Source organism: Pinisolibacter sp. DMC100, assembly GCF_056313705.1.
Genome location: NZ_JBQUZT010000001.1, coordinates 670599 through 690525 on the forward strand (window position 1 = coordinate 670599; position 19927 = coordinate 690525).

Below are 19927 nucleotides of genomic sequence, written 5' to 3' on the forward strand. Positions count from 1 at the left end.
GTGACCGGTGACCGCGCCTGCCCGGCGATCTGGACTCGGGCCGCACGGGTCACCCTTGCGACCCGTGCGGTCCATGCGGAAGGAGCGTAGAACGCCCCCGTCCGCCAGGCCGGTCAGCGGTACCAACTCTGAGAGAGATACCGCCAGAAGCCCGGCAGAGCGCGGATGCCGGGTCGTTCGGTCCCCTCGGGCACCGAGGCCAGATAGTGACCGACGTCGTTGGTCATGACATCCTGATAGGTCGGGATGTCGCCCCAGCCGATCGCGATGCCTTTGCTCTCGGAGAGCGACGTCGTCAGTGCTTGCAGGAGTTGGATGTTGCGACCGACCCGCAGTTTCAGCGGACTGCCGCCCTCGGGCCATGGTGCGAAGAGGTATCCGAGCTTGGCGGCCTTGTCGTAGAAGGCGTCGACGCCATCCACGGTCAGATACTCGTCGGTGATGCCGCGGATCTTGCCCTGGGCGGGGTTCATCGTCTCCGAGGTAAAGGCGTAGAGATTGGGGAACATGTCGCCCATCTCGAGGTTCGACAGACCGCGGAACGAATCCGGCGAGGTCTCCATGCCGATGTTGAGATCTGCCATCTGCATCTCGAGCACGGCCCCGCTGCCCACGTCGGCGGCGCGCTTGTGCGAGCTGACCGCGTTGACGAAGGGATATTCCGGCTGCCCCTCGTGCAGGTCGATCTGCATGTCGACGTGTTCGGCCCGGTGGAGCTGCTGGATGCCGTAGGCGACGTTTTCCTGGAATGTACCGTCCGGCCGGCCGGGATAGGCGCGGTTCGGATTGCGGATCTCCTCGCCGGAGTACTTCTGCTTGTGCGGGTACTGGATGAAGACCTCCGGATCCGGCCATAGCTCGCCGGAGTTGCCGGTGCGCGAGCCGAAGCGGAAGACCCGGCCTTCGCCGTTCGCCTTCTGCGGGATGGTGATGAACTGCGGGTGGGCCTCCTGCGGATAGTTGTTGGTCCACCCGGTGTTGTTGGTCTGCGGTATGACGATCACCCGCCCCTTCTGCACCGTGGCGTGTTCGACGACGACCAGGGCTGCCGCGAACCCCGCGGTCTCGTCGCAGTGGGTGCCGCCGAGCACCAGGAAGGTGCCGCCCGGCTCTTTGCCCTCGAGAACATAGACGCGGGTGTCGCCGAGGGTTCCCTTCAGGCTCGGGTTGTAGTCGCTGAGCCACTTGACCTGCGTGACGCCCGGGCCGGGCACGATGATGTCGTCGCGCCACATCTGGGCGTAATTCACGGTCAGGGCGAGACTGATGGCGGCAGACGCGCCGATCACCGCCCAGCCGGTCTTGCTTCCGTTGGTCATGATCGCGGCCTCACTTGATGAAGAACAGACGCATGGCGAAGGGAACGATGACGATGATCGACATGATTTGTTCCCAAATATTCTTCGATCGCAGCACGATGGTGAATACCAGATAGAGGATGAAGGCGGTCAGGGCCGTGTAAAGTCCCATGATGATCATGTATTGAGGCATTTTGAACTCCTCGCGGGCTCAGAACGGAACGAAGACAGCGGCGAACTGGTTGGCGAAGACGAGTTCGATGACCGCATAGATGATCGTGAAGAGGCTCGGCACGATGCACTTCTTCAGCATCGGCATGTAATCCTTCTCGCCGGCGAGATCGCGAGCGAAGTATCCGCCGAGCGCCGAAGGCGGCACGAGCTGGGCGAAATAGCAGAGCATCGAGAGGCCGGCCACGAAGGCGACCTGGTTCTTCGAGATCATCGCCAGTTCGAAGGGAATGCCGAGAATGACCGCGGTGCCGAGCTGGGTCAGCACGCCGCCGAGCAGCGGCAACGAGATCGCCATGGCGAGATACATCAGCGCCGGCGCGGTCGCGCCGATCACCATGGCCGCGAGCACCAGCAGCCCCTTGGCACCGGTCAGCGTCGTCACCTGCACCACGGCGCCGATCACGAAGATCAGGGCGACGGTGGACAGCACGCCGCCGCCGATCGCCTCGCGGCAGGCCGCGACGTAGTCGAAGCGACGGCCGGTGAACAGCGTGACGATCGATCCGACCATGAACACCATCGGCGTGACGATGTCCGGGAACTGGCCGGGGAAGACGCGGATGCACACCATGATGGTGATCACCACGAGCAGCGGCACGTAGGGCATGATCGCGTTCTTGCGCTCGGGCTTGGGCAGCGCCTCCTCGATCGCCTCGAGGGAGGGAACGCGATAGTCGCGCCATCCCAGCCAGAACATGGAGAACAAGCCGGCGGGAAGGGTCAGCGCCCAGAGAATACGGTCGAAGCCCTCGTAGGGCATGTTGATGCCGCTCGCGATGATGATCGCCGGAAGGTTGACCGGAGGTGCCGCCGAACCGATCGTCGTCACCACGGCCAGGATCGCCGCGATTTTCACGTTGGGAATGCCGCACACCCGCAGGATCACGACCGCGACCATGCCGGTCGACAGGATCGCCGCGGTGCCGACGCCGGTGACCATGCCGGGGAAGAACAGCAGCACCATCACCAGGACGAGGACGACAGCCGGTTTGGTGCGGAAGTTCGCCAGGATGTCATAGGCTATGCAGTCGAGATTTCCGGCGGCCTTCATCGTCGTCAGGAATATCATACCGCAGAAAATCACGAGATTTATGTAGATGTACCAAGTCGGCCCCTCGAACAGGTGGCGGAGCGGATTGAAACCCGTCGCCACGGCGCTGGCACCGACTGCAACAAACAGTGTGATCGCGAGCGGTATCTTCTGGTTGTATTTTCTCGCCAAGACCATCATGACCGCGAAGGTGAGCGCCATGACGAGCAGAGCGAACCCGGCCGTCCAGTACATGGCGTCACCGTGGGAGTGAGCGAACATGGAAACCTCATGGAATTTGATTGCGGATCGGGCGCGTCGCCGACGCGAGAGACACTCCGCCGGCAACGAGGGGCTGTTTGCCGGCGGAGTGGGGTGCTCCGTCGGCGGGGGGGGGCTCGCCGCCGGCGGATTCGTGGATCACTTGGCGTGTTCAGCGAATATCTTGATCAATTCCATGGGCTTGTCGGCGAGAATCAGCGGCTTCTCACCGGCGACTTTGGTGAAATAGCCGTCGCCGTTGCCCTGCGTGTAGACGACGAAGGCGTCGCCGGCCGGAGCGACCACGTCGAGCATCTGCTGCGACATCGCCTCGCGACCTTCGATGCCGCCGATGTGGATCATCACGACAGGAATCTTCTTGGCCTTGGCGGCGCCGATCAGCGCCTTGGAACGTGCGCTCTCGGTATCGAGGTTGACACCGGCCACCCCGAAGCCCTTGTGGCTGACGCCGACGGTGATCAGCAGCGTCTTAGCGTCGCCGAGATCGGCGTCGGTCGCCATCGGCTTGAAGGTGACGTTCTCGAGCTTGGCCTTTTGCGCGAGAACCTTGACGGTGTTGCAGTCGGGCGATTGCCCGGCCGAGGTCAGCAGGATCGGTCCCTCGAGCTTGGGGAAGTCGGCGGCAGCGGCCGATCCGGCGGCAAAGCCGAGGACGAGTGCGCAGGCGGCGAGGTAGGTCTTGGCGGTCTTCATGACAAGTTTTCTCCGTCCGGCGCCCCGCGAGGGGCGCCGGTGGGTCAGTGGGTCTGTCGAGTTGGCGGATTACTTCTTCTTCGGAATGATCGGCAGGATCACATGGGACGGATGGTCCGGGTCCATGTAGATCTTCTGATTGGCGACCTTCCATTCAGTCGCGAGTTCGGGGAATTCGGCGACGTTCATGTTGCGGCTGTACCGCGGCCAGTTGGAACTGGTGACCGCCACGCGGATGCGATGGCCGGGCTTGAAGATCCAGCTGTTGTGCCAAAGGTCGATGTCGTAGGCGTAGACCTTGCCGGGTTCGAGCAGGGTCGGGGTCGTTCCGGATTCGCGGAAACGACCGCGCACGATGCCGTCACCGACGATGATCGACTTGCCGTCCGGCGTGACGTCGCTCACGCGCACCACCCAGTCGGTGTCTACCTGGTCCGTCGCCGCGAAGAGCGTCGCACGGATGTTGCCAGTCACCTCGGTGTCCTGATCGAGCACCGGGGTGGAGAAGGTGATCGTGTGCAATTCGGCCGGCAGCTGGTCCTCCGGGCCGTGGCCGGTGGTCGGCAGTTTCTCGTCGCGCTGCAGAACCGCCTTGATCAGGTCGGCGTCGGCCGACATGGAGCCGGTGGTGCCGGCGGAGGGTGTCCCCTCCGGATCGACAGCGAAGGCGAACAGGTTGTTGCCGCCGCGGGTAGGAACCGGCTTCATCGGGTCGTACTTGTAGGTGACCGGCGCGGCCTCCTTGGTCGGCGCCTTGGTGCTCAGGCTGCCGTCGTAGAGCGCCTTGCTGGAGCCGCTCTTCTCCGGGGTCAGGTAGTACTTGGTGTAGACCGTCTCGGGCAGCGGATACGTCGCCTTGGTCGACCAGCTCTTGCCCTTGTCTGCGTTGAAAGTCCACAGATTGACGCGTGCATTCGGGTCGAAGCCCGGGCGCTGGATGTCGCGCAGCCAGTAGTCGAAATAGGCCAGCCGCATGTTGGCATGGTCATAGTTCTTGAGGTCGTCGCCGAGGCTCATCGAACCGACCTTGTCGAAGTGCGAGTTCGCCCAAGGCATTTCGGCATGGTCCCAGGGGCCGAGGAACAGAGTCTGGTTGTCGCGGGCGAGCGGAGTCGCCGCTTCGCGCTGGAGCAACGTCCAGGCCTCGACAGTACCGGCTTCGAACACGTCGTACATGCCGCCAAGGTGCATGACCGGGACGGTGACCTCGTGGAAGTAGGTCTTGGGATTGCGCTTCCACCAGTATTCGCTGTCGACGTTGTGCTGCATCCAGTCCTTGAGATAGTTGTACTGGCCTTTGTCGCCCATCTTGGCCGGCTCGAAGTCCGCGAGCGGCAGCACGTTCACGTAGGAGGCCATGTCGGCCGGATAGAGCGTGAGGTTGTCGAGATACTCCTGGCGAGCCTTCTCGTCGGTGATGAGCCGCGGCGCAAGCCGGCGCGAGAAGTTGAGGCCGGTCCACCCGGACAGGAAGCCGAACTCGAAAGCGCCCTGGCGATAATACCACTGGCGATAGAGATCGGAGGCCGTCACCGTGACGATGCCGGTCTGCAGATGCGGCGGATGGGCGAGGATCGTGTTGAGGCCGACCTGACCGTCGTATGACCCGCCGTCGACACCAACGCGACCGTTGCTCCAGGGCTGCTGCGCGACCCACTCGACGACGTCGTAGCCGTCGTTCTTCAGGTTGACGTGCAAGTCGATCGAACCTTCCGACTTGTTCTGCCCGCGCACGTCGTAGACGACCAGTGCATAGCCGCGCGAGGTGGCGTGCGGCACGAATGTACCGGCGGCCAACATCATCGCATTGGTCTTGCCGTAGGGCGTACCGTCCAGAATGACCGGGAACTTGCCTTCGCCCTTCGGCCGATAGACGTCGGCCATGATGATCGTGCCGTCACGCATTTTGATCGGCACGTCGACCTCGGTGACGTATTCTTTGTATTCCACCGTGGGCGCCATGCCCGGCTTGGCTTTGGGATTGCCGACGTCGCTCCAGCCTAGCGAGGGCATCGCCGCCATGACGGCGAGCGTGACAGCCGCACAGGCCAGCCTTCTCTTGACGGAACCCCTGATGAACCCTGGCATTTTACGCATCTCCTCTTCCTGGGAACATGGCAGCGTCGAGCCGCGACCTCTTTTATCAAGAAGCGTGCCAATTATATAAGCAGTTGAAAAATAACGATTTAATGTGGACCAGCAGGGGGCTGCCGGTCGGAGCCATAACCGAAGTCATCGAGGCGGTCGCCGTGCATCGGCCGGGCGATGCCTCGGCAGGCGAGCAGGTGGCGGATTTCTGCGTCGGAAGCGCCGTCGCCCATGCCGAGGGGGCAGGTTGGCGTGCGTATAACCGGAGGAATGGAACTTGCCGCATGTTATGGCCGCTCTGTCGGACGGGAGAGGACCGCAGGGGTCGCCGCCGCAGGGTGAAAGCGACGCGGGGAGACCCGGGATCGCGTTCGCCGGGGACGCTCTCCACCACTTGCCCGGCCCAGTCGATGCTGGAGCCATATTCCCGTCGCTCGCCTGGACCGAAAACCAGCGGTGTCGCGAGAGCCGTTTGGCACCTCGTGGTCACCGACGGCTGGTCGAGGTCGCTCGTGAGACGAGGATGGTCTTCGTCGAAGGCGTCGTAACCGAAACTGGCGGCGTGCAGCATCAGCTGGCGGGTGGCGATCGCGGAGCGAGGTCGCCGCAGTTTGGGCCGGCCTGCGTCGTCGAAGCCTTCGATCACCGGCTCCCCGCCGAGACGGCGTTCGCCCGCGGCGCGGCGATAGACGTCGCCGTGACGATCGGTCACGCAGGCGGCCACCCCGGGCACTCGGCGCTCGCCCGTGATGCTGCACAACACGGAGGGATCGCAGATGCCCGTCGGATCGTTCATGGACTTCCTCCCGAGTTTCGTGCCCGGGAGGGTCGTCCGCAAATCGGACGAAATCCGCTTGGAATCGGCAGGGACCGTCCGGAATCGGAAGAAAACGGAGCGCTCGGGTCAGCCGCCCGCACGGACTCGGCTACGGGTTTTCGAGGGCAGCTCCCCGAAGCGGCGGCGATAGGCACCGGCCAACGCGCCGAAATTCACGTAACCCCAGTCGATCGCGATGTCGGTCACGGTTAGGTGGGGTGGCGCGTTGCTGAGATCGGCGCGCAGGCCCTCCAGCCGCCGTGCTGCGAGAAACGCCCTGGGCGAGACGCCTCGAAAACGCCGGAAGCCCTCCGACAGCGTTCGTGCGGAAATGCCGATGCGACGAGCGACCTCGGCCACGGTCGGCGCCTCGCGGGCCTCTTGGCGCAGGATCTCCTCCGCTCGGCGCACATAGTGCGGAGCCGCCCCGCCGCCCCCACGATCGAGGCGGACACCGGCGCCCTCGGCCCACTCGCGCAGGAGATCGAGACAGATCATCTCCTCGAGATGACGCCCGAAGACGCCGTCGGGCGGCATCGGCAGGTCGGCGCACGCCGTTCGAGCGGCATAGTCAAGCAACGCTTGCCAGCGCGAATGTGCCCCGCCGAACTTGACCCGCCGCCCCCACAGCCGGTCGTCGGGCACAAAGCCGAACCATCGCTCGGCCGTCTCCTCCATCGTACGATGGGACACCGTCAGGTTGAGCTGCAGATGGTCGACGTCGCCGTCGAGCCAGTAGTCGGCGCGGGAGCAGTCGACGACGAAGCTCTCGCCGGCCCGCGTGACGACCGGCTCGTCGTCGCCGCGATGTCGCAGTCCTCCGGTCAGCGTGTTGAGTACCAAGATGTTGCCGGCGGCCGGATCGAAGCGGTCGAGATGCACCGCCGTGCCGTAGCAGAAGCGGGTCATCGTCACCCGCCCTATCGTAGTCGACAGCATGAGTGCGTCGGGATTGCAGAAGCGCTCCACCGGTTGCACCCTGTACGGCATGTAGACCGCTCTACAGAACTCGGCAACTTCGTCCCAATCGCGGGATCGCGACCGGCCGCCGCGACCGATCTCTGCCTCCCGACCATCGAGCATCATTGCTGTTTCGAGCATCTTACATTTGTCCGCGGTCGCCTCTGGGAATACCGCAAAGTCGAATTTGCCGCTTTCGGCCGCGGCGGCGGGCTGGTTGCGGCATCGGGATTTCTCATCGGCTCGACGGCCTGTTGCCGATCGCCCGGTTCCGGCGACGACCGCCGCATTCGCTGGTACGAACCTCCGACGTTTCATGGAAATCGGCAAGGACCGCTTTGTGTGACTGTTGCGACCTTCCGCCCCAGGGGCTGGCTGGCGGATTCGATCTGAACGTCCACGTCCAGCGGGTCCGGTCGAAAAGCTCGCCGGCGGCGCGCCGATCGCGCGCAAGAGGATGTGGTCGGCCCGCGTTCGAATGACCTGCTGCCCGCTTTTTCTCCACCATCCGGAACTGGAAATTTCCAGACGAGAAGGACATTGCCGGCCGTGCCCCGCACGAAGCCCGCGACCCTGGAGCGTCCCGTCGCGTGGATCAGCGTCGTGCTTGGACCCCTTTGCACCGCTCGCCTCGCTCAAACGCGTGGCACCGAATACTTCGCAGCCTCGCACCCGCGCCAAGATTGACCCTCGATTCGAGTGCCTCGGGGTTTGAGCCTCCCAGTCGGCGCGGCGCGGCACCTCAATGAAATCCCCCAAGACGGCCAGTCTCGCTCCGTATCGAGATTCGAGAAAGGCCGTGAGAAATTTTTGTACTCCGCAATTTCATAGTATTTGTACAAATAACCGGCGCATTACATCGCTTTATTACGTCACTGTGTGGCGTATTCGCGAGTTGACAGAGACAGTGTTGTCTGCTTGTTCTGACGAAGAGAGAGTACTTTGCTTGAAACCGCTTGCGTTCTTGCCAATTCGCCATCATCTAAATTGGCGATCGGGCCAAAGGTCCGATCGAACTCGGAACGTGGCCTGATTTCCAGGCCCTCACATCAGTAGCCGCCACTCGGGGGCACGACCACTCGGCAGACGCGACCGCGGTCCGTCTTCCGAGAACGGGATCGCCTTGCCGAGCGCCAGGAAAGCAAGGAACTTCGCATGAACATTCCCTTCCGCCGTCGGCCGAGGCCGGTGCCGCCACCCGTACCCACCGCGGCGCCGACGCCGTCGGAGGCAGATCTCTTCGCGTCGCTCGATCTCTGCATCACCCGGCGGGTGGTCGCACATCTGAAGCCTTCGCCACGCAACGCGAGGACGCACAGCGAGGCGCAGATCCACAAACTGATGAGGAGCGTCCTTCGCTTTGGCTTCGTCAACCCGCTCCTGATCGACGAGAACGGCGAAGTGATCGTCGGCCACGGACGGCTCGAAGCGGCAAAGCGATTGGGCATGAAGCATGTCCCGACCATCGTGCTCTCCCACATGAGCGACGCGGAGAAGCGCGCCTATCGGATCGCCGACAACTATCTCGCATTGCAGGCCGGCTGGGACGAGGAGCTCAGGCAGATCGAAACCGCCGAACTCGTCGTCCTCGACTACGGACTGGTCGAGGACATCGGCTTCGAGACTGCCGAGATCGAGATCATCCTGGACGGGCCGCCGGAGAAGAAGCCGAAGGCCGATCCGGCCGACGCGTTGCCGCAGACCGCCGGCGCCGTCGTCGTGACCCGGCTCGGAGACGTCTGGGATCTCGGCACCCACCGGATCGCCTGCGGCAGCGCCCTCGAAGCGATCGTCCACGAGATCCTTCTCGGCAACCGACTGGCCCAGATGGTCTTCACCGACCCGCCTTACAACGTGAAGGTCGACGGCCACGTCGGCGGGCTCGGCAAGGTCAGGCATCGCGAGTTCGCGATGGCCTCCGGCGAGATGAGCCGAGCCGAGTTCGTCGCCTTCCTGAAGACGGCTTTCGAGCGGATCGCCGAGGTCGCCGAGGACGGCGCCATCATCTTCACCTGCATCGACTGGGCCCATCTCCACGAGATGCTCGAGGCCGGTCATGCCGTCTTCGACGCGTTGAAGAACATCGTCTGCTGGTCGAAGACCAACGGCGGCATGGGCTCCCTCTATCGCTCCCAGCACGAGCTCATCCCGGTCTGGAAGAAGGGCAAGGCGCCCCACGTCAACAACATCGCGCTCGGCGCCCATGGGCGCTACCGCACCAACGTCTGGACCTACGCGGGGGCCAACACCTTCCGCCGCGGTCGGATGGAGGATCTGGCGTCGCACCCGACGGTGAAGCCCTGTGCCCTGGTGATGGACGCGATCAAGGACTGCTCCAAGCCGGGCGGTCTCGTCCTCGACCCCTTCGGCGGCAGCGGCACCACCCTGATCGCCGCCGAGAAGACCCGTCGTCATGCCCGCCTGATCGAGCTCGACCCCGCGTATGTCGACCTGACGATCCGTCGTTGGGAGAAGCTGACCGGGCGTCCGGCCGTCCATGCCGAGACCGGCAAGACCTTCGCCGAGACCGCCACCGAGCGTGCCGCCTCTGCGTCCCCCGCGACCACCACCGAGACCAAGGAGACCTCCGATGACGAATGAAAACCACGACGACGATGACGACTACGAAGTCGGTTACCGCAAGCCGCCGCGCCACACGCGTTTCGAGAAGGGATGCTCCGGCAATCCGAAGGGTCGGCGGAAGAAGGCGCGTCGCGACGACGAGACCCTCGGGGAGATGCTGACCCGTGTCACGCGGGGAACCGTGCGTCTGACGATGCAGGGCAAGTCGGTCGAAATTACGAAGCTCGAGGCGATCCTGGAGCAGGTCACCAATCAGGCAGCCCGCGGCAACGTTCCTGCGGTGCGGGTGTTGGTGATGCTCATGGAGAGGTTTGTTTCGCAGACGGCCGGCAGTCGTGACACCGCGATCGACGACGGCAGCAGCACCGACGACGAGATCATCGAGCGGTTCCTCCGGAGGCGTCGTGCCGCCGGGGACCCCACCGATGACGGGGAGGCTGCCTGATGTCCGACCGCCGTCGACTGATCGAGGCCATTCTCCGGACGGACCTCACCGCCTTCGTCGAGCGCTGCTTCGCAGCGCTCGAACCGGCGACCCCGTACCGCGAGAACTGGCACATCCGCGCGATCACCCACCAGTTGGAGCGGGTGGCGCGCGGCGAGTGCCGGCGTCTGATCGTCAACGTGCCGCCGCGGTCCATGAAGTCGATCACCGTCTCGATCGGCTTCACCGCCTGGATGCTCGGGACGTTCCCCCACAAACGCATCATGGCGGTCTCCTACGCCGCCGAGCTCGCCCGCAAGCTCGGCGCCGACACCCGTACCGTCCTCGAGAGCCCCTGGTTCTCGAGGACCTTCCCCGAATTCCGGATCGACCGTGCCACCCGCGACGAGATCGCCTCGACGCGCGGCGGCTACCGGCTCGCCACCTCGGTCGGCGGCGCGGTCCTCGGCCGCGGAGCCGATCTCATCGTCATCGACGACCCGATCAAGGGCCTGCTCGCCGCCCTGTCGCAGGCCGAACGGCGGCGCGTCGCCGAGTTCTACGACAACACCCTCTACGGTCGCCTCAACGACAAGACGACCGGCGCCATCGTCATCGTCATGCAGCGTCTGCACGAGGACGATCTCGTCGGCCACGTCCTGTCGAAAGAAGACTGGGAGGTGGTGTCGATCCCGGCGATCGCCGTCGAAGACGCGGCCTACCGGACGGGTCCCGAACCGCATCAGGTCTTCCATCGCCGGGCCGGCGATCTGCTCCATCCCGAACGCGAGCCGATGGAGGTGCTCGAAGCGCTGCGACGCAACCTCGGCACCCTGAACTTCTCCGCCCAGTATCAGCAGGCCCCGATCCCGGCCGAGGGCAACGTCATTCGGCGCGAGTGGATCCGCCGCTACGACGAGCGCCCCGAAGCCTTCGAGCGGACCATCTGCTCGTGGGACACGGCCTCGACCACGACGGAGACCTCCGACTGGTCCGTCGGCACGGTCTGGGGCGCGATCGGAGAGACCTATTACCTTCTCGACGTCGTTCGCGGCCGTTGGCAGGTGCCGGATCTGCGCCGCCGGATCGTCGCGGTCCACAAGGAGCATCGGGCCGACATCACCGTGATCGAGGAGACCGACCTCGGTCGCGCGATCGCCCAGGATCTGAGGCGGACCGGCGAGCTCTATCCGGTGCTGCGCGCGCCCCGCTTCGACAAGACCGCGCGCCTCCTCGCCCAGTCGGCGCGCTTCGAGGCCGGCCAGGTGTTCCTGCCCTCCGCGGCGCCCTGGCTCGGCGACTACCTCGGCGAGTTGCTGGCCTTCCCCGCGGGGCGGAACGACGATCAGGTCGACAGTACCAGTCAGGCGCTGCACGAACTGACGCGGATCACCCCGGTCGAGCAGCAGCGGCCGGCGACGCGGCCCCGGCCTCAGGGGCGCCCGAGACGGTGACCGCAGTGACAGGAAGAAGGCGACGGGACTGATCCCGAGCCTCGCCTGCTTCAATGCCCTCGGCCACCGGCCGTCCCGGGCGAACTGTCCGCCTCGCGGGCGAGCAGAAACAGCGCCGACAGGACGCGCTCCGTGTCGAAGACGAGCGGCTCCAGTTCGAAGAGATGCTCCATGGCGCGGGATCCGTCGCCACGCTCCAACGCTTCGGCCGCCGCCTCGATCCGCGTCGCGGCCTCGAGCAGGCGCCAGCGCATCGCGCCGACCCCCGACGACAACACCGCCTCGCGACCGCCGCGCTCGACGCCACGATGCGCCGAAGCCCTCTTCGATGCCCTCTTCGCCATTTTGCCGTGCCTCGCTCGCGGTCTGGTCCCTGTCCGCCACCGACGCTCGTCGGTGCCCGGAAGTCCAGTCGCATCCTGGGCGAGGCCACTCAGTCGAGGAGTTCGCCGACCTTCACGCCGAGCGTCTGCGCGAGCCGTTCGACGACGGTGATCGTCGGGTTGCGGGCAATCCGCTCGAGGTCGCTGATGTAGGTGCGATGAAGACCGGATTCGTGCGCGAGATCCTCCTGCGACCAGCTCTTCTCCTGGCGCAGGCGCCTGAGGTTCAGACCGAGGCGTTCGCGAATGTCCATGGTCGGGAAGGTCGTCCCGATGTCGACGATCCGTCTATCGACGATCAGTGACATTCGACTTGACACAGCCGGCGCGAGCATGGGCAATGCCGTCACTGATCGTCGACATGGACTCCCCGCCGGCGGTCACCCAGCCCCCGGGCGATCGCTTCGGCCGGGGCTCCGACACCCGAACGGCGCCCGCGCCGACACCTCACCCGACGAGACCCCCATGACCTCCGACACCATCGTGACGACGACCACGGACGCTCGATCCGCAGACCGCTCCCGGCGCCGCATCCGACACCTCCCGAGCGCGGCACTCGCTCTCGCCGCCTCCCTTCTGGCGACCGCCCCGGCCTTCGCGGTCCTCGGCGTCGGGATCGCGGAGATCCAGGAAGAGCAGGTCGAGCGCTTCCTCCAGCGCTCCTTCGACAAGAACGGCGGGGATCGCGTGTGGTCCTGGGAGACGATGGTCCAGTCGTGCACCGAGATCCTGATGCACGGATCGCCGGAACAGGATCCCGAGCAATCCCGGGTTCGCTTCACTCCCGATGCCCAGCGGTTCCTTCGGCAGTGCGCGGTCGTGAAGGGCTTTCGCGCGCTCTCCGCCGGCCAGTGACGCGACGCGCTCGTCCCGTGCCGGCGCGGACCGACCGTGAAGGCCCGCGACATCCAGCCCTTCTGCCAACCCGATCCAGGATCATGGTCGACATGACTGCCAATCTCGCCAAATGCCGCCACTGTGGCGGCGACCTGAATGCCGAAGCCCGCTGCCCGACCTGCGAAACCCGACGTGCGCGCCCCGCCGACGATGCGGGCTTCGTCAAGGCGATCGTCGCCGGAGCGATCGTCGTCATCGGCATCATCGCCGTCGGTGTCGTCTTGTCTCGACAGAGCCCGCCGGCAAGTACCCCCGCGCCTTCGAGCTCCAACCCTCCCGCGCGCCGTCAACATGTCGAGGCCGACTTCTACTGGGACGCCGAGACGAAGCCCTACCGGCAGCAGTTGGTCGCCGCGGTCGAAGCCACCTGGCCGAAGGTCGCCGGATGCGCGGAAATCGATCCCGGCACCCTCGCCTACTCCCCGTCGAGGACCGCCTCGTTCGGCAAGGGACCGACGTTCTTCGTCACCTGCAGGAACGCCGGCGGCGTCTCGTTCAATTACTGGTTCACGCTGGAGGGAGAGATCCTCGGGCGTCAGCAACCGAAGTGACGAACGCGAGGCTCGGAGTATGGGCGCGGCCGCGCGCGCCCTTAACCGCATCTTCCGCGAGCTCGATGAAGCGATGTTCCGCGGGGAGCTCGGCGTGTGCGGCAGCCGGTCTGTTCATGCCGCCGAAAACCTGATTGGTTGTCCATCAATCGAAAGCAACCATTCATTTCGGCAGGGAGGCATGCCGATGCATCACGCCCATTCTCTCGCCGACCGCCCCGAAACCGAGTGGCAACCGCTCGTCGATCACCTGATCGGCGTCGCCGATCTCGCCGAGGGGGCCGCCGCCAAGTTCGGCGCGGGTCGCGCCGGGCGACTCTCCGGTCTCCTGCACGATCTCGGCAAGTATTCCGCGGCCTTCCAGCGCCGTATCCGCGACAAGGGCGAGAAGGTCGACCACGCCACGGCGGGCGCACGGACGGTGATCGAGCTGGCGACGGCGGCAGCCGGCAAGGTCGGGCCCGATCTGATGATCGCGCGCCTCGTCGCCCACGCCATCGCGGGCCACCACGCCGGGCTTCCCGACAGCGTCGGGACTGCCGGCGCGCTCGACGACCGTCTCGGCCGCGATCTCGCGCCGCTCGATGCGGTCTGGCGGAGCGAGATTGCGCCGGACGTCTCGGGTCTCTGGCCCGGGTGTATCGGGAAGACGAAGATCGATCCCGAGAAGGCCCCCCGTGCGCTCGCCTTCTTCGGGCGCATGCTCTTCTCGGCGCTGGTCGATGCCGACTTCCGCGACACCGAGGCGTTCTACGCGAAGGCCGAGGGCAAGACGCCCGACCGCGACTGGCCGCGCCTCCCCGATGTCGTCGACGACCTGATCGTCCGCCTCGATACGAAGATGCGCGACCTCGCGGCGGCGGCCCCGGATACGGCGGTCAATCGTCTGCGCGGCGAGATCCTCGGCCATGTCCGCGCAGGCGCCGAGAAGCCGACGGGCCTCTTCACGCTCACCGTGCCGACCGGCGGCGGCAAGACGCTGGCCTCGCTCGCCTTCGCGCTCGATCACGCCAGGCGGCACGGGCTCGAGCGGATCGTCTATGCCATCCCCTTCACCTCCGTCATCGATCAGACGGCGAAGATCTTCCGCGATGTGCTCGGGGACGACGTGGTGCTCGAGCATCATTCGTCGATCGACGAGGCCCGGTTCGGCGCACGCGAGGCGCGCGACAAGCTCCGCCTCGCCATGGAGGACTGGGCGGCACCGATCGTGGTGACGACCAACGTCCAGCTCTTCGAGAGCCTCCATTCCCATCGTCCTTCGCGAGCGCGGCGGCTGCACAATCTGGCGCGCGCGGTGATCGTGCTCGACGAGGCGCAGACGATCCCGCGCCCCGTGCTGCGCCCCTGCGTCGCCGCGATCGATGAACTCGCCGCGCGCTACGGCACCTCGGTGGTGCTGTGCACGGCGACGCAGCCGGCGCTGGGCGTGGCGGACGGCTTCCCCGACGGTTTGGCGCTCGATCCGTCGCGTGAACTGGCACCCGAGCCCGACCGGTTGAACCGGACGCTCGCCCGGGTGCGGCTGGTCGCGGGGGGCGCGCTCGACGACGAGGCGCTGGTGTCGGCCCTCGAGGGCACGGAGCAGGCTCTGGTGATCGTCAACTCGCGCGCCCATGCGCTCGCCCTCTTCGGGATGGCGCGGGACGCTGGGCTCGAGGGCGCCGTTCACCTCACGACACGCCAATACGCAGCCGATCGCCTGCGCATCCTCGACGACGTGCGGCGGCGGTTGAAGGATGGCCTGCCCTGCCGCCTGATCGCGACCAGCCTCGTCGAGGCCGGCGTCGACCTCGACTTCCCGCGCGTCTGGCGGGCCGAAGCCGGGTTGGACCAGATCATGCAGGCCGCCGGGCGCTGCAATCGCGAGGGCAAGCGGCCGATCGAGGAGAGCATCGTCACGGTCTTCCGCCCCGCCGATCGACCTTCGCCGCGCGAGATCGCGGGTCTCGCCGCCGCCGCGGCGCGGGCCTCAGCCAATCACGCCGATCCGACGACCAACGCGGCGATGCGCGACTATTTCCGCGAAGTGTTCTGGCAATACGGCGAAGACCGGCTCGACGTCCACGAGGTCATGAAGGCCTGGGTGGTCTCCGCCGGCGTGCCCCACTTCCGCTACCGCGACGTGGGCGAGCGCTTCCGCCTGATCGACAGCGAGATGGCGCCGGTGATCGTGGCGATCGATCCGGAGGCGAAGGCGGTCCTGGACAAACTCGAGAAGGGCTGGATCCCACCTGCGGTGGCGGCGCGCGGTCTGCAACGCTTCCTCGTCCAGATCCCGCCGAAGGCGCGGGCCGAACTCATGGCGCGTGGCGCCGTCCGGCTGGTCGGCGAAAGCGAGCACGGCGACCAGTTCGCGGTGCTCGCCGACGACGCGCTCTACGATCGCGCCGTCGGCCTGCGCTGGGAGGTGGCGGGCGGGCACGACACAGATTTCCTGATTTGTTGAATTCTGGCACTTGAAGTAAATTGCGACCATGTCCATCTTTGACCCGTGGATCGAGGAGAGGGTCATGCCTGAGCTGTCGTGGTCTGAATTCGAGCGAGTTGTCGCCGTGGTCGCAAATCTCATCGTGATCGCCGGCGTGTGGGGATGGTTCCGCTCGTGATGGAGTGATAGGGCCTTCCTCAGGCTCGCCCCTTCAAAAAAGGTCGTTGAAGTCGCTGTGGCGACCTCGACGTGGATTGAAACAAGTGTCAGAAATCAATCATTGATAGAAAGACCGAAGGGGCGAGCCACCCATGCCCTATGGCGTCAGACTTCTCGTTTCCGGTGATCTCGCCTGTTTCACCCGTCCCGAGATGAAGGTCGAGCGGGTTTCCTACGACGTGATGACGCCGTCTGCGGCGCGCGGTCTGCTCGAGGCGATCCATTGGAAGCCCGCCATTCGTTGGGTGATCGACGCCATCCATGTGCTGCAGCCGATCCGCTTTCAGTCGATCCGGCGCAACGAGGTCGGCTCCAAGGCTCCCGTCACCAAGATCCGCTCTGCCATGAAGTCGGGCGACCTCGGCGATCTGCGCCTACGCGTCGACGAGGATCGCCAGCAGCGCGCCGCCACGGTGCTCGTCGACGTCGCCTATGTCATCGAGGCGCATTTCGAGGCGACGGCCAAGGCCGGACCGGACGACAACGAGGGCAAGCACCTCGACATCTTCAACCGGCGCGCCGCGCGCGGCCAGTGCTTCCACCAGCCCTGCCTCGGCACGCGGGAGTTCCCCGCCCGGTTCGAACTCATTCCCCCCGAAACGCCGATGCCGAAGGCGATCACGGAGACCCGCGACCTCGGCTTCATGCTCTTCGACATCGACCATGCTGGCGATCGCTCGTCGCTGTTCTTCCGGGCGCGGCTCGAGGACGGCGTGATGCGCGTGCCGGCACCCGGCTCGACGGAGATCCGCCGATGAGCCCGCTCGCCTCTCTGGTTCGCGCCTACGAGCGCCTCGAGAAACGCGGCGAAGTGCCGTCCTTCGGTTTCTCGAGCGAGAAGATCGGCTTCCTGATCCCGCTCGCCGAGGACGGCTCGGTGGTGGGTGCCCCGATCGACCTGCGCGGCGACACCGGCAAGAAGCGCGAGCCCCGCATGATGCGGGTGCCGGCTCCGGTCAAGCGGACGTCGGGCGTCGCGTCGAACACCTTCTGGGACAAGACGTCCTATGCGCTGGGCGTGACGGCGGGCGAGGGCAAGCGCCTCGCTCAGGAGCGCGCCGCCTTTCGCGACCGCCATCTGAAACTCTTCGCCGAGGCGACCGATCCGGGCCTCCTGGCGCTGCGTCGCTTTCTCGAGGCCTGGACGCCGGAGACCTTCGCAACCGCCGAGTGGCCGGAAGAGATGAAGGACGAGAACGTCGTCTTCGCACTCGCCTCCGAGATGCACGGCCCGAACATGAAGATCTTCTGCATCCATGATCGCCCGGCCGCGCGCGCCCTCTGGGCACGGTTGGCGTCGAGCGAAGGCACCGAGGCCGCCTGCCTCGTCACCGGCGAACGCGGGCCGATCGCCCGTCTGCATCCGGCGGTGAAGGGGGTGTGGAATGCCCAGTCGTCGGGTGCCTCGCTCGTCTCCTTCAACCTCGATGCTTTCACCTCCTACGGCCACGAACAGGGCGAAAACGCCCCCGTCTCCGAATTCGCCGCCTTCGCCTACGTGACGGCGCTCAACGCCTTCCTCGCCAAGGGCAGTCGGCGCCGCATCCAGATCGGCGACGCCTCGACCGTGTTCTGGGCCGACGCCACCGACGCCGAGGCCGTCGACTTCGCGGAGGGCTGGTTCGCCGACTTCATGGGTGGCGGCGAGGTCGACGAGGCCGCCGAGGCCTCGAAGGTCGGCGCCGTGCTCGAGAAGGTCCGGCAGGGGTTGCCCGTCGCCGACCTCGCCGTCGATCTGCCGAAGGGCGTCCGCTTCTTCGTCCTCGGTCTGGCGCCCAACGCCGCGCGGATCTCGGTCCGGTTCTATTTCGAAGATGATTTCCAACACATCGCCGAGAATCTGCTCGCTCACCATCGAGATTTGCAGATCGAACCTCCCGTTCCCGTTCGGCAACTGGCGGCGTGGATGCTTGCAGAAGAAACGGCGGTCCATGTTCCTCGTGTTCAGAGCGGGACGACGGTCTGGCGAAAGGCCCAAGGGTCTGACCCTCCACCGAATCTGTCGGGAGAGATCATGCGGGCGATCCTCTCTGGAGGGCGATACCCCCTTTCTCTGCTCGATGCCGTGTGTCGTCGCGTTCGCGCCGAGCAAGGACGGGTAACAGCACGTCGTGCGGCCATCTGCCGAGCCGTCATCAATCGCAACGATCGCCTCAGTGGCGTCAGGGAGTCTCTGCCGATGGCCCTCGATCGAGAAGAACCGAACGCTGCCTATCGTCTGGGCCGTCTGTTTGCCCTGCTCGAGAAGTGCCAGCTCTTGGCGCTCGGAAAGGTCAACGCGACCATCCGGGACCGCTACTTCGGAGGTGCATGTACCGCTCCGGCCCAGATCTTTCCGATGCTGGTCAAGAACGGCATGCATCATCTCTCGTCCGCAGCCAAGGACCCGGCCAAGAAGAGGCTTGCTCATTGGCTTGAGAAAGAGATGGGATCCGTCTGGTCCGAACTCGAGATGAACATGCCGAAGTCGCTGCGGCTTCAGGAGCAGGGCCGGTTCCAGGTCGGCTACTTCCACCAGCGCTTTGCAAAGAGCGACAAGAGCGGCTCCGAAAATCTCGTTGCATCCGATCAACCCGCGCTCGACGGCGAAACCGCTTCGAAGGAGACGAACGAATGACCACCCTCGGCCGCCGCCACGACTTCGTGTTGTTCTTCGACGTTTCCAATGGCAATCCCAACGGCGACCCGGACGCCGGCAATCTGCCGCGCCTCGATCCGGAGACCAATCAGGGCCTCGTCACCGACGTCAGCCTCAAGCGCAAGATCCGCAACTACGTCGAACTGGCCAAGGGCGACGAACAGCGCTTCCGCATCTACGTCTCGGAAGGCGCGATCCTCAACGACAAGCACCGCGAGGCCTACAAGGCGGTGCGCCCCGGCGACGCCAAGGCCGACACCGACAAGAAGCTCAATCCGAAGGGCGATGTGGAAGCCGCCGCGCTCACCGCCTTCATGTGCGACAACTTCTTCGACGTGCGCACCTTCGGCGCGGTGATGTCGACCGGCATCAACTGCGGGCAGGTACGCGGGCCGGTGCAGCTCGCCTTCGGCCGATCGGTCGAGCCGGTGCTGCCGCTGGAGATCTCGATCACCCGCATGGCCGCGACCAACGCCGAGGAAAAGTCCAAGCGCGACGAGGGCTCCGACGGCGACGAACGCACCGACAACCGCACCATGGGCCGGAAATATGTCGTGCCCTACGGGCTCTACCGGGTGCACGGCTTCGTCTCTGCCAAGCTCGCCGAGCGAACCGGCTTCTCCGAGGCCGATCTCGATCTCCTCTTCGAGGCGCTGGCGAACCTGTTCGAGCACGACCGCTCCGCTGCACGCGGCGAGATGGCGGCGCGCCGGCTGATCGTCTTCCGCCACGCCTCTGCCCTCGGCAACGCTCCCGCCCATGCGCTGTTCGAGCGCGTGACGGCGGGGCGCGCCTCCGGCGACGACACGATCCCGATCGGCGACGCGCGGCTCGACAACCTGCCGCCGGCGCGCGCCTTCACCGACTATCGGATCGCCGTCGACAAGGCCGGTCTGCCCGAGGGCGTGGAGATCCTCGAACTTCTCTGAACGAGCGGAGGGCGCG

19 protein-coding genes are annotated in these 19927 nt (G+C 65.7%); 10 read left to right on the top strand and 9 right to left on the bottom strand.

The annotated features are described in order from the left end of the window. Positions 1–113: 113 nt before the first annotated feature. The 7 genes from ACT541_RS03150 to ACT541_RS03180 form a co-directional block, all read right to left on the bottom strand. Positions 114–1319, bottom strand: coding sequence for a hypothetical protein (locus tag ACT541_RS03150; protein ID WP_476134197.1), 1206 nt, complete (start codon positions 1317–1319; stop codon positions 114–116). Positions 1320–1329: 10 nt separating this feature from the next. Beyond that, positions 1330–1470, bottom strand: coding sequence for a hypothetical protein (locus ACT541_RS03155; RefSeq protein WP_476134199.1), 141 nt, complete (start codon positions 1468–1470; stop codon positions 1330–1332). Between the two features lie 39 nt (positions 1471–1509). Next, on the bottom strand, positions 1510–2844 hold the full coding sequence (locus tag ACT541_RS03160) for a hypothetical protein (protein WP_476134200.1): 1335 nt from the start codon (positions 2842–2844) through the stop codon (positions 1510–1512). A 138-nt stretch (positions 2845–2982) separates the two neighbouring features. Continuing rightward, positions 2983–3537, bottom strand: coding sequence for a DUF6305 family protein (locus ACT541_RS03165; protein WP_476134202.1), 555 nt, complete (start codon positions 3535–3537; stop codon positions 2983–2985). Between the two features lie 69 nt (positions 3538–3606). Further along, complete coding sequence (locus tag ACT541_RS03170; protein ID WP_476134204.1) at positions 3607–5625, bottom strand: CocE/NonD family hydrolase; 2019 nt, start codon at positions 5623–5625, stop codon at positions 3607–3609. 55 nt (positions 5626–5680) lie between these two features. Beyond that, a complete protein-coding gene (locus ACT541_RS03175; RefSeq protein WP_476134205.1) occupies positions 5681–6421 on the bottom strand; it encodes a serine hydrolase family protein in 741 nt (246 codons plus the stop codon). 108 nt (positions 6422–6529) lie between these two features. Next, positions 6530–7543, bottom strand: coding sequence for an AraC family transcriptional regulator (locus ACT541_RS03180; protein WP_476134207.1), 1014 nt, complete (start codon positions 7541–7543; stop codon positions 6530–6532). A 1014-nt stretch (positions 7544–8557) separates the two neighbouring features. On the opposite strand from ACT541_RS03180, the gene ACT541_RS03185 reads away from it, so the two are divergent. The 3 genes from ACT541_RS03185 to terL are packed head-to-tail and all read left to right on the top strand — an operon-like array spanning position 8558 to position 11863. Continuing rightward, positions 8558–10003 (top strand): site-specific DNA-methyltransferase, encoded by a 1446-nt coding sequence (locus ACT541_RS03185; protein WP_476134209.1) that lies wholly within the window; start codon positions 8558–8560, stop codon positions 10001–10003. Continuing rightward, on the top strand, positions 9993–10430 hold the full coding sequence (locus ACT541_RS03190; RefSeq protein WP_476134211.1) for a DUF5681 domain-containing protein: 438 nt from the start codon (positions 9993–9995) through the stop codon (positions 10428–10430). The genes ACT541_RS03185 and ACT541_RS03190 overlap by 11 nt, the downstream gene beginning before the upstream one ends. Beyond that, positions 10430–11863 (top strand): phage terminase large subunit, encoded by a 1434-nt coding sequence (terL, locus tag ACT541_RS03195; RefSeq protein WP_476134213.1) that lies wholly within the window; start codon positions 10430–10432, stop codon positions 11861–11863. Before ACT541_RS03190 ends, terL begins: the two co-directional genes overlap by 1 nt. A 50-nt stretch (positions 11864–11913) precedes the next feature. On the opposite strand, the gene ACT541_RS03200 is transcribed toward terL, so the two are convergent. Further along, positions 11914–12207: a hypothetical protein gene (locus tag ACT541_RS03200; RefSeq protein ID WP_476134214.1), complete on the bottom strand. Its 294-nt coding sequence runs from the start codon at positions 12205–12207 to the stop codon at positions 11914–11916. An 89-nt stretch (positions 12208–12296) separates the two neighbouring features. After that, positions 12297–12500, bottom strand: a complete 204-nt coding sequence (locus ACT541_RS03205; RefSeq protein WP_476134216.1) for a helix-turn-helix domain-containing protein — start codon at positions 12498–12500, stop codon at positions 12297–12299. 211 nt (positions 12501–12711) lie between these two features. Here ACT541_RS03205 and ACT541_RS03210 point away from each other — a divergent pair, with 211 nt between their 5' ends. The 7 genes from ACT541_RS03210 (at position 12712) to cas7c (ending at position 19911) form a co-directional block, all read left to right on the top strand. Continuing rightward, a complete protein-coding gene (locus tag ACT541_RS03210; RefSeq protein WP_476134218.1) occupies positions 12712–13101 on the top strand; it encodes a hypothetical protein in 390 nt (129 codons plus the stop codon). A 92-nt stretch (positions 13102–13193) separates the two neighbouring features. Beyond that, complete coding sequence (locus ACT541_RS03215) at positions 13194–13694, top strand: hypothetical protein (protein ID WP_476134219.1); 501 nt, start codon at positions 13194–13196, stop codon at positions 13692–13694. A gap of 187 nt (positions 13695–13881) precedes the next feature. Continuing rightward, on the top strand, positions 13882–16143 hold the full coding sequence (locus tag ACT541_RS03220) for a CRISPR-associated endonuclease Cas3'' (RefSeq protein WP_476134221.1): 2262 nt from the start codon (positions 13882–13884) through the stop codon (positions 16141–16143). Positions 16144–16171: 28 nt separating this feature from the next. Next, positions 16172–16303, top strand: a complete 132-nt coding sequence (locus tag ACT541_RS03225) for a hypothetical protein (protein WP_476134222.1) — start codon at positions 16172–16174, stop codon at positions 16301–16303. A gap of 133 nt (positions 16304–16436) precedes the next feature. After that, the gene (cas5c, locus tag ACT541_RS03230; RefSeq protein WP_476134224.1) at positions 16437–17102 is read left to right on the top strand and encodes a type I-C CRISPR-associated protein Cas5c; all 666 of its coding nucleotides are present in this window, start codon (positions 16437–16439) and stop codon (positions 17100–17102) included. Next, a complete protein-coding gene (gene cas8c / locus ACT541_RS03235) occupies positions 17099–18961 on the top strand; it encodes a type I-C CRISPR-associated protein Cas8c/Csd1 (protein ID WP_476136015.1) in 1863 nt (620 codons plus the stop codon). Before cas5c ends, cas8c begins: the two co-directional genes overlap by 4 nt. After that, entirely contained in the window at positions 18958–19911 is a 954-nt protein-coding gene (cas7c, locus tag ACT541_RS03240) for a type I-C CRISPR-associated protein Cas7/Csd2 (protein ID WP_476134225.1), read from the top strand. Before cas8c ends, cas7c begins: the two co-directional genes overlap by 4 nt. The last annotated feature ends 16 nt before the right edge of the window (positions 19912–19927 follow it).

Excerpts from the sequence above, each read along its gene's own strand:
- ACT541_RS03150 (WP_476134197.1), bottom strand. The coding sequence starts at position 1,319 with ATGACCAACGGAAGCAAGACCGGCTGGGCGGTGATCGGCGCGTCTGCC.
- ACT541_RS03155 (WP_476134199.1), bottom strand. The coding sequence starts at position 1,470 with ATGGGACTTTACACGGCCCTGACCGCCTTCATCCTCTATCTGGTATTC.
- ACT541_RS03170 (WP_476134204.1), bottom strand. The coding sequence starts at position 5,625 with ATGCCAGGGTTCATCAGGGGTTCCGTCAAGAGAAGGCTGGCCTGTGCG.
- ACT541_RS03205 (WP_476134216.1), bottom strand. The coding sequence starts at position 12,500 with ATGGACATTCGCGAACGCCTCGGTCTGAACCTCAGGCGCCTGCGCCAG.
- ACT541_RS03210 (WP_476134218.1), top strand. The coding sequence starts at position 12,712 with ATGACCTCCGACACCATCGTGACGACGACCACGGACGCTCGATCCGCA.
- terL (WP_476134213.1), top strand. The coding sequence starts at position 10,430 with ATGTCCGACCGCCGTCGACTGATCGAGGCCATTCTCCGGACGGACCTC.
- ACT541_RS03160 (WP_476134200.1), bottom strand. The coding sequence starts at position 2,844 with ATGTTCGCTCACTCCCACGGTGACGCCATGTACTGGACGGCCGGGTTC.
- cas8c (WP_476136015.1), top strand. The coding sequence starts at position 17,099 with ATGAGCCCGCTCGCCTCTCTGGTTCGCGCCTACGAGCGCCTCGAGAAA.
- ACT541_RS03215 (WP_476134219.1), top strand. The coding sequence starts at position 13,194 with ATGACTGCCAATCTCGCCAAATGCCGCCACTGTGGCGGCGACCTGAAT.
- ACT541_RS03185 (WP_476134209.1), top strand. The coding sequence starts at position 8,558 with ATGAACATTCCCTTCCGCCGTCGGCCGAGGCCGGTGCCGCCACCCGTA.
- ACT541_RS03220 (WP_476134221.1), top strand. The coding sequence starts at position 13,882 with ATGCATCACGCCCATTCTCTCGCCGACCGCCCCGAAACCGAGTGGCAA.
- ACT541_RS03165 (WP_476134202.1), bottom strand. The coding sequence starts at position 3,537 with ATGAAGACCGCCAAGACCTACCTCGCCGCCTGCGCACTCGTCCTCGGC.
- ACT541_RS03225 (WP_476134222.1), top strand. The coding sequence starts at position 16,172 with ATGTCCATCTTTGACCCGTGGATCGAGGAGAGGGTCATGCCTGAGCTG.
- cas7c (WP_476134225.1), top strand. The coding sequence starts at position 18,958 with ATGACCACCCTCGGCCGCCGCCACGACTTCGTGTTGTTCTTCGACGTT.
- ACT541_RS03180 (WP_476134207.1), bottom strand. The coding sequence starts at position 7,543 with ATGCTCGAAACAGCAATGATGCTCGATGGTCGGGAGGCAGAGATCGGT.
- cas5c (WP_476134224.1), top strand. The coding sequence starts at position 16,437 with ATGCCCTATGGCGTCAGACTTCTCGTTTCCGGTGATCTCGCCTGTTTC.
- ACT541_RS03200 (WP_476134214.1), bottom strand. The coding sequence starts at position 12,207 with ATGGCGAAGAGGGCATCGAAGAGGGCTTCGGCGCATCGTGGCGTCGAG.
- ACT541_RS03175 (WP_476134205.1), bottom strand. The coding sequence starts at position 6,421 with ATGAACGATCCGACGGGCATCTGCGATCCCTCCGTGTTGTGCAGCATC.
- ACT541_RS03190 (WP_476134211.1), top strand. The coding sequence starts at position 9,993 with ATGACGAATGAAAACCACGACGACGATGACGACTACGAAGTCGGTTAC.